1 protein-coding gene is annotated in these 244 nt (G+C 71.3%); it reads right to left on the reverse strand.

Features of this window, described 5'->3' with window-relative positions:
* Positions 1 to 244 (reverse strand): hypothetical protein (locus tag Ga0466249_RS26235; protein ID WP_215832427.1); only part of this gene is annotated, 244 nt, incomplete at both ends.

Here is a 244-nt window from a genome sequence, read left to right on the forward strand (position 1 = left end):
GCTCATCAGCACCACCTGGCCGATCTCGGCCAGCGTCAGCCCCACGCTGCCGTAGCCGCGCAGGCGCACCGCGCCGCCGGTGAGCGCCGCAAAGCCCAGCGTCTGCCCGACCGCATGCGCCATGAAGGCGGTGATGCCCACCCGCGCCGGATGCAGGCGCTTGCCGGTGCGCTTGAGGCCCACCCAGTCAAAGCCCACCAGGCACGCGTAGCTGCTCAGGCCAAGCAGCAAGGTGAGCGCGATC

This window comes from Pelorhabdus rhamnosifermentans, assembly GCF_018835585.1.
In the GTDB taxonomy this organism is placed as follows: Bacteria; Bacillota; Negativicutes; order UMGS1260; family UMGS1260; genus Pelorhabdus; species Pelorhabdus rhamnosifermentans.